The sequence below is a fragment of the Streptomyces sp. NPDC037203 genome (assembly GCF_055605065.1).
Genome location: NZ_JBVJUC010000010.1, coordinates 216,584 through 228,751, shown reverse-complemented (window position 1 = coordinate 228,751; position 12,168 = coordinate 216,584). Strand labels below are relative to the sequence as shown.

The following is a 12,168-nucleotide window of genomic DNA, read 5'->3' as shown; positions in this document are numbered from 1 at the left end:
CGTGTGGGCTCGCTCACAGCGCGTGTCCCCGCGCCCGGACCCCAGGACAGCCGCGGCCAACTCCCCCTACCCACCGCGCACGTTGCCCCCTCCACTCCCATTGACCTTATTGGTCTAGTCCTTTTAGGGTGCCGATCGGGCCCGGCGGCGGTGACGACGGCCCTTGCCCGCCGCCGGGTCGCCAGCGGTCCAGACCGGGGCGGTGTCCCGGGGTCCGGACGGCCGGCCGGTCCTCTCGGGTGAGGGCGTCCCGGCCCGGAGGCACGGAAACGCCTGGCCACGATCCTGGTCACCGGCGGCGCGGGGGCCTGATCGGGGCGCGCGCGGCGTGCGCCGGGTGCCGGTCCTCGGAGTCCTCGCCGGGTCGCCCGTGATGCCGCTGCCGGCGCGGATGTACGACCAGCCGGCGGAGGTGGCCGAAGTCGCCCGCCGCCTGGCCGGGTTGGACGACGGGCGGGAACACCGGCGGCTACGACGGGACGGGCGTCCGGAGCGGGGCGGACCACAGCTCGTCCTGGGCCCGGTCGCGGGCCGTCAGCAGGGCGCCCCGCAGCACGGCGGAGCCGCCGAGGCCGCTGGCGCGCACCTCGGTGGGCAGCGGCGACATCCGGCGCAGCCGCTCCGCCACCAGCCCGGCGAGGACGTCGCCCCCGGCCCGGCCGACCTCTCCGCCGAGGACCACGCAGCCGGGGTCCAGCACGGCGACGACGGAGGCGGCACCGATGGCGAGACGGTCGGCGAGGGCGGAGAGGAAGCGGCCTTCGGCACCGGCTCCCGCCGTCTCCGACTCGAACTCCGGCCCGGCCGTCTCCGACTCGAACTCCGGCCCCGCGGTCTCCGACTCGGACCCCGGCCCCGCCATCTCCGGCTCGACCCCCCGACCCGGCTCCCCCGGCTCGACCCTCCGCCCCGACCCCTCCGGCCCGAACCCCCGACCCCGTACCTCCGACCCGAATTCCCGCGCCACCGCCCCCGGCTCAGCCCCACGGACCAGTTCCCCCGGCTCAACCCCCCGCCCCCGCACCTCCACACCAACCTCCCGCGCCAGCACCCCCGGCTCGGCCCCACGGACCAGACCCTCCGCCTCAACCCCTCGCCCCGGCCCCTCCGGCCCGAACCCCCGACCCCGTACCTCCGGCCCGAGTTCCCGCGCCGGCACCCCCGGCTCGGCCGCACGGACCAGCTCCCCCGGCTCAACCCCCCGCCCCCGCACCTCCACACCAACCTCCCTCGCCAGCGCCCCCGGCTCGGCCCCACGGACCAGACCCTCCGCCTCAACCCCCGGCCCCGGCTCCTCCGGCCTGAACTCCCGATCCCGCGCCTCCGGCCCAACCTCCCGCGCCAGCACCCCCGGCTCGGCCCCACGACCCAGCTCCCCCGAGTCAATCCCCCGCTCCCGCGCCTCCGGCCCGAACTCCCCGCCCCGTACCCCTGCCTCGTACTCCCCGCCCCGCGCCTCCTGACCGAACCCCCGCCCCCGCGTCTCCCGCCCGGATTCCCGCCCCGGCACTTCCACCCGGAGCTCCCGCCCCGGCTGCTCCACCCCGAACACCCGCCCCCGCGCCTCCGGCCCCGGTCCCCGGCCCGGCGCCTGCCGTCCACCGACCTCCGCCCGTACCCGTTCCACCGCTGCCCGCACCACCCCCGCCGCCCCCGGTCCGTCCGCCGCCGGGGGTACCGGCAGGCCGTGCTCCGCCGCCAGGGACACGATCGCCGCCGCGCCCGCCAGGGCGTGGAAGCCGCCCGCGCAGTCCGTGGCCGAGGGCAGGGTGCCCGTGCCCGGCACCGGGAGGAAACCGATCTCGCCGGTGCCGCCGGAGGCACCGCGGCGCAGGGTGCCGTCGAGGACGACCGCCGCACCGGTGCCGTGGCCGAGCCAGAGGAGGACGAAGGTGTCGCGGTCGCGGGCGGCACCCTCCCGCTGTTCGGCGAGGGCGGCGAGGTTGGTCTCGTTCTCCACGGTGACGCGGGCACCGGGCAGCCGTGTCTGGAGGGCGGCGGCCAGGCTGCGGTGCCAGGCGGGCAGGCCCGCGCTGTCGCGCAGGTCACCGGTGGCCGGGTCGATGAGGCCCGGCGCGCCGATGCCGACCGTGTGCGGACCGGCCACGCCGGCCCTCCCCATGGCGTCGGCCACCGCCGCCACCACCCGCTGCACCGCGGGCCCGGTCCCGGTGCCCCCCTCGATCGGCACGGACGCCTCGGCGAGCACCCGCCCCAGCAGGTCGGCGACGAGCACGGCGACCCCCTCGGTGCGCACATCCAGCGCCGCCAGATGGGCCCGGTCGGCGGCGATGCCGTAGAGCCGGGCGTTCGGTCCCCGGCGGGCCGCGCCGGACTCCCCCACGACGGTGATCAGTCCGGCGGCGCCGAGCCGCTCGACGAGGTCGGCGACCGTCGGCCGGGACAGCCCGGTCAACTGCTTCAACTGCCCCGCCGTCAGCGGCCCTTGGTCCTGGAGGAGCCCCAGCGCCAGGCGGTCGTTGATGGCCCGGGCGGTGCTCGGTGATGCGGGCATGGCGGGGATCCTTCCACATCGGCCACCCAGCCCACGCAGTCGGCCACCCGACCCCGCAGCCGGCGGACCAGCCCCCGCAGTCGGCGGGCCAGGCCCCGCGCTCGGCGGGTCGGCCCCCGGCAGTCGGCGGACCGGCACCAGAAGCCGACGCGAGCCAGCCGCCACGGCTGACGGGCGGCCAGCGCGTAGGCGGCGGCCGTCGCGGCTTCGCGGCTCATTTCGGCGCTGTCTATCAGGCAGGGTCCCTGATAGTTTACGGCGCACCAACGGGCGGGGAGGAGCGCGGACATGGAGGACCTGAGCGAGGTGCGGCGCGCGCGGAGCGCCGTCGCGGCCGTGTTCGCCGTCCACGGCGCCGTGACCGGATCCTTCGCGACCCGCGTGCCCTGGATCCAGGACCACGCCTCGCTCGGCGCGGGACGGCTGGGCTTCGCGCTCGCCTTCACCGCGCTCGGCGCCTCCTGCGCGATGCCGCTCGCGGGGCGGATCAGCCACCGCTTCGGCAGCCGCAACGCCCTGCGCGGGCTGATCGCGCTGTGGACCCTCTCCCTCGTACTGCCCTCCCTCGCGCCGAACCTGCCGGCCCTGTGCCTGGCGATGTTCACCTACGGCGCCTGCGCGGGCATGGCGGACGTGGCGATGAACGCGCTCGGCGTCGAGGTCGAGCGGCGGCTCGGCAGGTCGGTGATGTCCGGGCTGCACGGGATGTGGAGCGCGGGTGCCCTGGCCGGCTCGGCCGTCGGCACGCTCGCCGCCCATCTCGGCGCCGACGCGCGCACCCACTTCCTGCTGGCCTCGGCCGTCCTGACCGTGCTCGGTGTGCTCTCTTGCACTCGGGTGCCGGACATACAGCCCGCCGAGGACGAGGAGCCGCCGCCCCGGTTCGCGCTGCCGCCCCGCTCCGCGCTGCTGATCGGCATGGTCGGCTTCTGCGCGGTGTTCGCGGAGGGCGCGAGTCTCGACTGGTCGGCGGTGTTCCTGCGGGACCGGCTGGACAGCTCGGCCGGCCTCGCGGCGGCGTCGACCACCGCCTTCATGCTGACGATGGCCGTGGCCCGGATCGCCGGGGACGCGGTGGTGAACCGGTTCGGCGCGGTGCGCACGGTCCGGGCCGGCGGTGTCCTGGCCGTCGTCGGCGGTCTGCTGGTCGTCCTCGCCGGGCAGCCGCTGGTGGCGATGGGCGGCTTCGCCCTGATGGGGCTCGGCATCGCGGTCGTCGTACCGCTGTGCTTCGCCGCCGCCGGGCACGCCGGGCCCAACCCCAGTCAGGCCATCGCGGGCGTGGCGACCATCACCTACACCTCGGGGCTGATCGCGCCGAGCCTGATCGGCGGGGTGGCGCAGGCGACCAGCCTGGTGGTCTCCTTCGGCGTGGTGACGGCGCTGGCGTGCGGGCTCGCGGGGTGCGCGGGCGTGCTGCGCTCCGCCGAGCGCGGGGCCGGCCGGGAGGTCAGTCCGCGGGCCGCAGCAGTTCCCGGGCCGCGGCCCTGAAGCCGTCGCTCCAGGGGGCCGGGCGCAGGGTGGTCGCGTCGAGGCGCACCAGCACCCGCGCGCCCCGCGCGTAGGTCGTGGAGCCGTCGGCCGAGCAGAAGCGGAAACCGTAGGTCAGCCCGGTGGTGCCGAGCCGGTCCAGCCACAGGTGGACGGCGTAGGGGCCGGGGCTCGTGACGGGCGCCTCGTAGCCGATGCGCAGTTCGCGCACCGCGTTGCAGGCGTCCCCGGCCGCCGCCCAGTCGCCGTCGAAGCGGATGCCGTGCTCGTGCCACAGCTCGGTCCAGGCGCGCTCGACCAGCAGCGGATAGCGGGCGTTGTGCAGCAGGCCGAGCGCGTCGAGGTCGTCGAAGTGGACGGTGACGGGGATCAGCCGGCCGTGGGCGAGGGCGGGCGCGGAGGGGGCTTCGGCGGTCACGGCGGGGCTCCTGGGCAGGGGGCCGGGGACGGTCCCCGGCAGGTACGGCACTCCATACTAAGCGACCGCTCAGCACGCCCTCGGGGACACCCCCCGCGCGGGCGGTGTGCGCGGACCGCGCCGACGACCAGCGACAATGGTGCGGATACCCCCCTGTCCCCCGGCTCCCTCGGCTGCCCGGACGCAACACAGAAAGCGAAACCCCACCATGGACCTCGGCGTGCGCTGGAAACTGCACGGTGACGGGAAGACCCCCGCGCCCGGAGCAGTGGTACGGCCCGACGAACGGCTGACCTGGCCCCGGACGGTGGGCCTCGGCGCCCAGCACGTGGTCGCGATGTTCGGCGCCTCCTTCGTGGCGCCGGTACTGATGGGCCTCGACCCCAACCTGGCGATCATGATGTCCGGCGTCGCCACGGTCATCTTCCTGCTCGCCACCCGCGGCCGGGTGCCCAGCTATCTCGGCTGCTCGCTGTCCTTCGTGGGCGTCGCCGCGGTCATCCGGGCGCAGGGCGGTACGAGTGCCACGGTGACCGGCGCCACCCTGTGCGTCGGTGTCGTGCTGTTCCTGGTGGGCCTCGCGGTGCAGCGGTTCGGGGCGCGGATCATCCACGCGGCCATGCCGCCCATCGTGACCGGCGCGGTCGTGATGCTGATCGGCTTCAACCTGGCCCCGGTGACCGCCTCCACCTACTGGCCGCAGGACCAGTGGACGGCGCTGCTCGTCATGCTGTTCACCGGGCTCGCGGTGGTGTGTCTGCGCGGCTTCTGGTCCCGGATCGCGATCTTCCTCGGGCTGGTCTTCGGCTACGGCATCTCCTGGGTCTTCGACCGGATCTTCGGCAAGATCCACTCCGTGGGCGGCGACGGCAAGCTGACCGACCACTGGCGCCTGGACCTCTCGGGCGTGGCCAAGGCCGACTGGATCGGTCTGCCGCACTTCCACGGCCCGTCCTTCCAGTGGTCGGCGATCCTGGTCGCGCTGCCGGTCGTCATCGCGCTGGTCGCGGAGAACGCGGGCCACGTCAAGGCGGTCGGCGAGATGACCGGCGACCCGCTGGACGACAGGCTGGGCACGGCGATCTCGGCCGACGGCGTCGCCTCCGTGCTGTCCACCGCGGTGGGCGGTCCGCCGAACACCACCTACTCCGAGAACATCGGCGTGATGGCCGCGACCCGCGTCTACTCCACCGCCGCGTACTGGGCGGCGGCCGGCTTCGCGCTGCTGTTCGGCCTGTGCCCGAAGTTCGGCGCGATCGTGGCCGCCATTCCGGGCGGAGTCCTCGGCGGCATCACGGTCATCCTCTACGGCATGATCGGCCTGCTCGGCGCGCAGATCTGGCTCAACGCCAAGGTGGACCTGCGCAATCCGCTCAACCTGGTGCCGGCCGCCGCGGGCATCATCATCGGCGTGGGCAACGTCAGCATGAAGTTCACCAGCAACTTCTCGCTCAGCGGTATCGCGCTGGGCACCCTGGTCGTCATCACTGGCTACCACGCGCTGCGCGCCTTCGCCCCGGCCCACCTCAAGAAGCAGCAGCCGCTGCTGGACGAGGGCACCTCCAGCTACGACCCGGACTCCCCGCCCGCGCAGCCGTAACCCCCCCTTGCCGACCGGGTCGTGCGGACCCGTTCCCCCGTTCCGGCGACGCACCGGGCCGGTCGGCACCCCGGCCGGTTCCGGGCTGCGACCCTTCCCCCATGTCGCAGTCGTCCTCCGTCGTCGGCCCCGCCGGCACCACCGGCCCCGTCGACACCGTGGTCGCCCGGATGCGGGCCCTGGACGCCGTCCTGCCCGCGCGGGACGGCGTCGCCGTGTTCAACCGCGTGTACCTCACCGTCACCGAGGAGATCGACCGCCGCCTGAGCGCCGGGGTGTTCCCCGATCCGCGGGCGGCCGGGGCGCTCGACGTTCGCTTCGCCGAGCGGTACCTCTCCGCGGTCGACGCCGCCGCGGCGGAGCTGAGACCGCCCGCCTGCTGGCGGCCGCTGTTCCAGCTGCGCCGCCATCCCCATGTACGGCCGCTCCAGTTCGCGCTGGCCGGGGTCAACGCCCATATCGGGCACGACCTCGCGCTCGCCGTGGTGGACGCCTGCCGCACCGTCGGCTGCGAACCCGCCGACCTGGCCGACGAGTTCGACCAGGTCGGCGAGATCCTCACGGCCCTGGAGGAACGGGTCCGCGAGGATCTGATGCCGGGCCCCGACCTGCTCCAGCTCGCCGACCCGCTCACCCATCTGCTGAGCGCCTGGAGCCTGGAGCGCGCCCGCGACGCGGCCTGGGCGGCGGCGCGGGCCCTGTGGGCGCTGCGGCACAGCCCGGACATCGCCGGGGAATTCGCCGTACGGCTGGACGCGGCGGTGGGATTCGCGGGCAGGATGCTGCTGACGCCGCTCACGCGCTGAAAGAACCCGGCTACGAAGGAGCTACGGCATGGCGACCCGCCTCGGACTCGGTCTTCCCCAGATGCGGCAGTTCTCGATCGGCAAGGACGTCCCGGCGGTGGCCCGCGCCGCCGAGCGGATCGGCTACGACAGCCTGTGGGTCTTCGAACGGGCCCTGTTCCCGGAGCCCGCCACCCAGGGCCTGTACGGCATCGACGGCCTGCCCTGGCCCGACCAGTACCGGTCGGTGGCGGAGCCGCTGGTCACCCTCACCCTGGCCGCGGCGGCCACCGAGCGCGCGGAGCTGGGCACCAGCGTGCTGGTGGCGCCGCTGCATCTGCCGTTCCAGCTGGCCAGGGCGCTGGCCTCGCTCGACGCGGCGAGCGGCGGCCGGGTGCTGGCGGGCCTCGGCACCGGCTGGTCGCTGGACGAGTACGCGGCCTCGGGCGTGCGTCCCTTCGCTGAGCGCGGGGCGGTGCTGGACGAGATCATCGACGTGTGCCGGGCGGTGTGGGGCCCGGACCCGGTCGTCCACGACGGCCCCCTGGCCAGGATCGCCCCGGCCGTGGTCGGGCCCAAGCCGGCCCGCCCGATCCCGATCCTGCTGGCCGCGGGCAACCGGCGCTCCTGGGAGCGTCTGATCGACAAGGCCGACGGCTGGCTGCCGGTGGCCATGGGCGGCGCTCGGGTGGCCGAGCAGTGGCAGCGGCTGCGCGAGCTGGCCGAGGAGCGGGGCCGTACGGCGCCGATCCGCACGGTGCTGCGGGTGAACGCCGAGCTGTGCCGCACGCCGTACGAGGGCGGCGACCGCCGCCCCTTCCAGGGCAGCACCGACCAGATCGTGCGGGACCTGGTGGAGTACGCGGAGATCGGCCTGCCGGAGATCCTGCTCGACCTCCAGGGCACCGCGCGGGACGCGGCGGAGCTGACGGACGTCGCCGCCGAGGTGTTCGAGAAGGCGCGGGCGGCCCGCGTCTGACCGGCCGCCCGCGCCCCGCCGCCTCGGGCTCCTGCCCGGTCAGTCCTCCGGCAGCTCCACCGGGGCGATCTCGTCGTAGACGTCGCCCGGACCGGGATTGGTCGGGTCGGTCTCGCCGCCGAAGTGACGCATGACGCCCCAGACCGCGTTCAGCGCGGTCTGGACGGCGCCCTCGGCCCAGCCGGCCGTCCAGGAGATGTCGTCGCCGGCGAGGAAGATGCCCCGCTTGTCGGCGGGCAGCCGGTCCTGCATGAAGTGCGTGAACAGGCGCCGCTGGTAGCGGTAGTGGCCGGGCAGGTTGGCCTTGAACGCGCCCATGAAGTAGGGCTCGTTCTCCCAGGAGACGGTCACCGGGTTGCCGATGATGTGCTTGCGGATGTCGACGTTCGGGTAGATCTCGCCGAGCGAGTTCAGCATGACCTCCATCCGCTCGTGCGCGGACAGCGGCAGCCACTTCAGGCTGTCGTCGCACCAGGTGTACGACAGGCAGATCACGGCGGGCTTGTCCGGACCGTCGTCGAGCAGGTAGGTCCCGCGTGTCATCCGGTCGGTGAGGGTCATCGACATGACGTCCCGGCCGGTCCGCTCGTCCTTGTCCAGCCAGAACGGCCGGTCCACGGGGACGAACAGCTTGCTGGACTCCATGTAGTGGGTGCGCTCGATCGCGGTCCAGTGGTCGATCGGGAACAGCGAGTCATCGCAGGCGATCTTGGACAGCAGCATCCAGGACTGGGCGGTGAAGATCGCCGCCTTGTAGGTGCGGATGTCGCCGTCCGCATCCGTCACGGTGATCTGGTTGCCGGCGGTGCGGTGCAGCCGGGTCACGGCCGGGCGCGGCTCGCCGTTCGCGTGCAGGGAGCCGAGCGAGGTGCCGTAGGGCCAGTGGACGATCTTCTCCGGCTCGCGCTCCCACAGGCGCAGCGGCAGCTGCTGGGAGCCGCCGACGATGCCGCGGTGGTGGTCGTCGGCCTCGGTGTAGACGACGCGCAGGATCTCCAGGATGGAGTTCGGGAAGTCGGTGTCCCAGCCGCCGGTGCCGAAGCCGACCTGGCCGAAGATCTCGCGGTGCCGGAAGGACTTGAATGCCTCGGAGTCGCAGAGGAAGCCGTAGAAGGTCTGGTTGTCGAGCTTCTCGACCAGCTTCGCCCAGATCTCGCGGATGCGCGGCACGTCCCGCTCGCGCATGGCGCGGTTCATGTCGGAGAAGTCGGCGCCCTCTTCGAGGCACCTGTTCCAGGCGTCGGCGACGTCCCGGTACACCTGGGGCAGGTCGTCGACGGTGACGGCGTAGTGCGACTCGCCCTTGAGGTCCACGACGGTCGACGGGGTCGCCTCGGCCAGCGGGTTGGGGAACGGCCGGGTGGTGAGGCCGACCAGGTCGATGTAGTGCTGGAGGGCGGTGGAGGAGGGCGGGAAGCGCATCGCGCCCAGCTCGCAGTTCAGTTCCTCGTCGCAGCCCTCGAAGCCGACGGTGCGCAGCCGGCCGCCGAGCTGGTCGGCCTCGTAGACGACGGGCTTGAGGCCCATCTTCATCAGTTCGTAGGCGGCGACGACACCGGAGAGACCGCCGCCGATGACGGCGACCTCGGTGCCGTGCTCGGTCGCCGGGATCTGGCCGAGGCCCGCCGGGTGGGCGAGGTAGTCGTCGTAGGCGTAGGGGAAGTCCGGGCCGAACATGGTGATCGGCGGCTGCTGCCCGTCGGTGTGCTCGACGGCGGTGGGCACCGTGGACGTCATGGGGTACGGACTCCTTGCACGGAAGAACTGAAGGTGAAGTCAGGCAAGTTGACGGAGCGTCAGGTCAACGGGCCGTACAGGCCCGGACGGCGGTCCGCCAGGTAGGGGTTGGCCGCGCGGGAGGCCGCCAGGAAGGCCGGGTCGGCGTCGGCGAACACCAGCTGCTCGGCGCGGCCCGCACGGGTCCGGGCGACGCCGTCGGGGCCGGCGAGGACGGAGAGGCCGACGAACTCGAACTCACCTTCCTGTCCGACCCGGTTGACGTACGCGACGTACATCTGGTTCTCGAAGGCGCGCACCGGGATCATCGACTCGGCGACGAACTGGTACGGGTGCATCTGCGCGGTCGGGACCAGCAGCAGGTCGGTGCCGGCCAGCGCGTGGGCCCGGACGTTCTCCGGGAACTCGACGTCGTAGCAGATCAGCAGGCCGATGGTGAGGCCGTTCAGCTCGGCCTGGACGACCTGGTGCTCGCCCGGCGTGAAGTGGTCGCGCTCGAAGCAGCCGAAGAGATGGGTCTTGCGGTAGTTCGCGAGCCGGGTGCCGTCGGCGGAGATCAGCTGAGCGGAGTTGTAGACGGTGCCGCCGTCGCGCTCGGGGTAGCCGTAGGCGATGGCGAGGCCGTGCCGGACGGCGGTCTCGGCGATCGCGGCGGCGCAGGCGCCGTCGGCGGGCTCGGCGAGGCGGCCGATGTCGTCGCCGACCGCGTAGCCGGTGAGGAACATCTCGGGCGCGGTCAGCAGCGCGGCGCCCGCGGCCGCGGCCCGGCCCGCGGCCTCGTCCAGAACCCGGAGGTTCTCGGCGACGGAGCCGGGGCGGCCGGAGCTCTGGAGCAGGGCGGTGCGCATGCGTCTACCTCACCGGTCACGGAAGGGGTTCGGGGTCAGATAGACGGTACGGTCGGCGCGCGCGGCGGGACAAGGAGCAGCCGTTGCGCGCCGGTGCGCGGTTCGTTGCGTGCGCGGGGCGTTCGGCGGCGATTCGTTGCGTGCCCGCGGCGGGGTGCGGTCCGGGGGCGCTGTGCGGGCGCCCCCCGGTGCGTGTCGGGGCCCGCGCTACTTGCCGGTGCCGACCGGGTCGACGGTGATGCCGGGGCCGCCGCTCTCGGTGACGGGGACGTTGATGCCGGCGTTCAGGGTCGTGGAGTGGGTCTCGTTCGGCGGGGTGACGACGAGCTGGGTGAAGGTCTCGCCGGAGCCGCCGGAGTTGTTCGGCGGATAGTGCAGGGTGAAGCGGGTCTCGGCACCCGGCTGGAGGGTGACGGTGGGGGCGGCGAGCTTGCTGCGGGAGGCGCTGACCGTGCCGTCCTTGCCCTTCAGGTCGACACCTGGAAAGCCGTGCAGGGTGCAGTCGGCCGATCCGGTGTTCTTCATGTTGACGATCAGCTCGCCCTCGCCCATGCCGCCGGAGGTGCTGAAGGAGAGGTGGGCGGTGGTGCAGCCGGCGCCGGACGCGCGGCCGGAGCCGGTGGGGCCGTGCGGGGAGCCGGACTGGCCGCCGTTGCGGCCGGTGGAGCCGGAGCCCGTGGAGCCCGTCGCGCCGGTGGAGCCCGTCGAGCCGCCGCTGCCGCCGGAGCCCTGGGTGCCCGAGGTGTCCGAGGCGGTGCTGCCCGGCGAGGAGGAGCCGCTGCCGCCGGAGTTGCCGCCGCTGCTCCCGCACGCGGTGAGCGAGAGGCCCGCGGCGACTGCGACGGCGAGCAGCGAGATCTTCTGGACGCGCATGTTTCCCCTTAGGAGGTACGGCTGACGTGCTGTTCTCTGAGACAGGCGGGGTGGAGCGGGGGTTCCGGCCCGCACCGGTCCCCTACATGGCTGTGACAAAGACCCTAGAGGTCGCGCAGCCGGTCGACGATCTCCCGCAGTAGTCCGGGATCGGCGGTGGGCCCGCCGTCCGGGTCGCGGCGGGGCGCGGTGATGCGGACGAGGCCCGCCTCGGCCAGGTCGCCGAGCAGCACCCGCACCACGGTCAGGGGCAGGTCTGCGTCGGCGGCCAGCTCGGCGACCGGGCGCGGGCCGCGCCGTACCAGGTCCAGCAGGGCGGCGCTCGCGTGATCGACGCCGGCCGCCGCGGCGTCCGCCGCCTCCAGGGCGCCGACCCGCGACATCAGGTCGATGGAATACCGGTCCGAGGGCCGGGTACGGCCTCGGGTCACGGTGTACGGCCGCACCATCGACCCGGTCTCGTCCTCGTACCAGTGCTCGTCGCTCACGGCGGGATCATGGGGTGGCACGGGCTGCCGCGTCCAGGTGGCTGCCGAGGCGGCGGACCAGCAGGGCCATCTCGTGGGCGAGTTGGCCGACGTCGGTGCCGGCCTCGCTGAGCACGGCGAGCCGGCTGCCGTGCCCGGCCGGGGTGATGAACAGGTAGGCGTCGTCCAGCATCACCATGGTCTGGCGCACCCGGCCGGCGGCGAACCGCTCCCCCGCGGAGCGGGCGAGGCCGTGGAAGGCGGAGCAGACGGCGGCCAGGTGCTCGATGTCCTGCCGGGGCATGCCCTCGGAGCTGCTCAGCGCGAGGCCGTCGGCGGTGAGCAGCACGGCCTGGCGGACGTGGTCGGTGCGCGCCACGAGGTCGTCCAGCAGCCAGCCGAGGTCCGTGCCGGGGGTTCCGGGGGGTGCGGCGGGCCGGTCACGCATCTGGTCG

Annotated in this window: 10 protein-coding genes and 2 pseudogenes; 4 read left to right on the top strand and 8 right to left on the bottom strand. The window is 74.1% G+C overall.

The window, feature by feature from the left end; translation table 11 throughout:
* Positions 1–469: 469 nt before the first annotated feature.
* Positions 470–760, bottom strand: a pseudogene (locus ACZ7EC_RS25810) (ROK family protein); the annotation flags it as partial.
* A gap of 834 nt (positions 761–1,594) precedes the next feature.
* A pseudogene (locus ACZ7EC_RS25805) lies at positions 1,595–2,515 on the bottom strand (ROK family transcriptional regulator); the annotation flags it as partial.
* Between the two features lie 288 nt (positions 2,516–2,803).
* Here ACZ7EC_RS25805 and ACZ7EC_RS25800 point away from each other — a divergent pair.
* The gene (locus tag ACZ7EC_RS25800; protein WP_471066106.1) at positions 2,804–4,006 is read left to right on the top strand and encodes an MFS transporter; all 1,203 of its coding nucleotides are present in this window, start codon (positions 2,804–2,806) and stop codon (positions 4,004–4,006) included.
* Here ACZ7EC_RS25800 and ACZ7EC_RS25795 read toward each other — a convergent pair.
* On the bottom strand, positions 3,966–4,424 hold the full coding sequence (locus tag ACZ7EC_RS25795; protein ID WP_471066104.1) for an acyl-CoA thioesterase: 459 nt from the start codon (positions 4,422–4,424) through the stop codon (positions 3,966–3,968). The genes ACZ7EC_RS25800 and ACZ7EC_RS25795 overlap by 41 nt on opposite strands.
* A gap of 208 nt (positions 4,425–4,632) precedes the next feature.
* Here ACZ7EC_RS25795 and ACZ7EC_RS25790 point away from each other — a divergent pair, with 208 nt between their 5' ends.
* The 3 genes from ACZ7EC_RS25790 (at position 4,633) to ACZ7EC_RS25780 (ending at position 7,788) form a co-directional block, all read left to right on the top strand.
* Positions 4,633–6,024: a uracil-xanthine permease family protein gene (locus ACZ7EC_RS25790; protein ID WP_471066102.1), complete on the top strand. Its 1,392-nt coding sequence runs from the start codon at positions 4,633–4,635 to the stop codon at positions 6,022–6,024.
* Between the two features lie 101 nt (positions 6,025–6,125).
* Positions 6,126–6,830: a DUF5995 family protein gene (locus ACZ7EC_RS25785; protein ID WP_471066100.1), complete on the top strand. Its 705-nt coding sequence runs from the start codon at positions 6,126–6,128 to the stop codon at positions 6,828–6,830.
* A 28-nt stretch (positions 6,831–6,858) separates the two neighbouring features.
* Positions 6,859–7,788, top strand: a complete 930-nt coding sequence (locus ACZ7EC_RS25780; protein WP_471066098.1) for an LLM class F420-dependent oxidoreductase — start codon at positions 6,859–6,861, stop codon at positions 7,786–7,788.
* A gap of 39 nt (positions 7,789–7,827) precedes the next feature.
* On the opposite strand, the gene ACZ7EC_RS25775 is transcribed toward ACZ7EC_RS25780, so the two are convergent.
* The 5 genes from ACZ7EC_RS25775 to ACZ7EC_RS25755 all read right to left on the bottom strand — a co-directional run bounded on the left by ACZ7EC_RS25775 (position 7,828) and on the right by ACZ7EC_RS25755 (position 12,161).
* Positions 7,828–9,525: a flavin monoamine oxidase family protein gene (locus ACZ7EC_RS25775; protein ID WP_471066096.1), complete on the bottom strand. Its 1,698-nt coding sequence runs from the start codon at positions 9,523–9,525 to the stop codon at positions 7,828–7,830.
* Between the two features lie 59 nt (positions 9,526–9,584).
* A complete protein-coding gene (locus tag ACZ7EC_RS25770) occupies positions 9,585–10,373 on the bottom strand; it encodes a carbon-nitrogen hydrolase family protein (protein ID WP_471066094.1) in 789 nt (262 codons plus the stop codon).
* 207 nt (positions 10,374–10,580) lie between these two features.
* A complete protein-coding gene (locus tag ACZ7EC_RS25765; protein ID WP_471066092.1) occupies positions 10,581–11,246 on the bottom strand; it encodes a DUF4232 domain-containing protein in 666 nt (221 codons plus the stop codon).
* A 104-nt stretch (positions 11,247–11,350) separates the two neighbouring features.
* Positions 11,351–11,734 carry a DUF742 domain-containing protein gene (locus ACZ7EC_RS25760; RefSeq protein WP_471066091.1) on the bottom strand — a complete coding sequence of 128 codons (384 nt, stop codon included), beginning with the start codon at positions 11,732–11,734 and terminating at the stop codon, positions 11,351–11,353.
* Between the two features lie 7 nt (positions 11,735–11,741).
* A complete protein-coding gene (locus ACZ7EC_RS25755) occupies positions 11,742–12,161 on the bottom strand; it encodes a roadblock/LC7 domain-containing protein (protein ID WP_471066207.1) in 420 nt (139 codons plus the stop codon).
* Between the last annotated feature and the right edge of the window lie 7 nt (positions 12,162–12,168).

Excerpts from the sequence above, each read along its gene's own strand:
- ACZ7EC_RS25800 (WP_471066106.1), top strand. The coding sequence starts at position 2,804 with ATGGAGGACCTGAGCGAGGTGCGGCGCGCGCGGAGCGCCGTCGCGGCC.
- ACZ7EC_RS25790 (WP_471066102.1), top strand. The coding sequence starts at position 4,633 with ATGGACCTCGGCGTGCGCTGGAAACTGCACGGTGACGGGAAGACCCCC.
- ACZ7EC_RS25785 (WP_471066100.1), top strand. The coding sequence starts at position 6,126 with ATGTCGCAGTCGTCCTCCGTCGTCGGCCCCGCCGGCACCACCGGCCCC.
- ACZ7EC_RS25780 (WP_471066098.1), top strand. The coding sequence starts at position 6,859 with ATGGCGACCCGCCTCGGACTCGGTCTTCCCCAGATGCGGCAGTTCTCG.
- ACZ7EC_RS25775 (WP_471066096.1), bottom strand. The coding sequence starts at position 9,525 with ATGACGTCCACGGTGCCCACCGCCGTCGAGCACACCGACGGGCAGCAG.
- ACZ7EC_RS25770 (WP_471066094.1), bottom strand. The coding sequence starts at position 10,373 with ATGCGCACCGCCCTGCTCCAGAGCTCCGGCCGCCCCGGCTCCGTCGCC.
- ACZ7EC_RS25765 (WP_471066092.1), bottom strand. The coding sequence starts at position 11,246 with ATGCGCGTCCAGAAGATCTCGCTGCTCGCCGTCGCAGTCGCCGCGGGC.
- ACZ7EC_RS25755 (WP_471066207.1), bottom strand. The coding sequence starts at position 12,161 with ATGCGTGACCGGCCCGCCGCACCCCCCGGAACCCCCGGCACGGACCTC.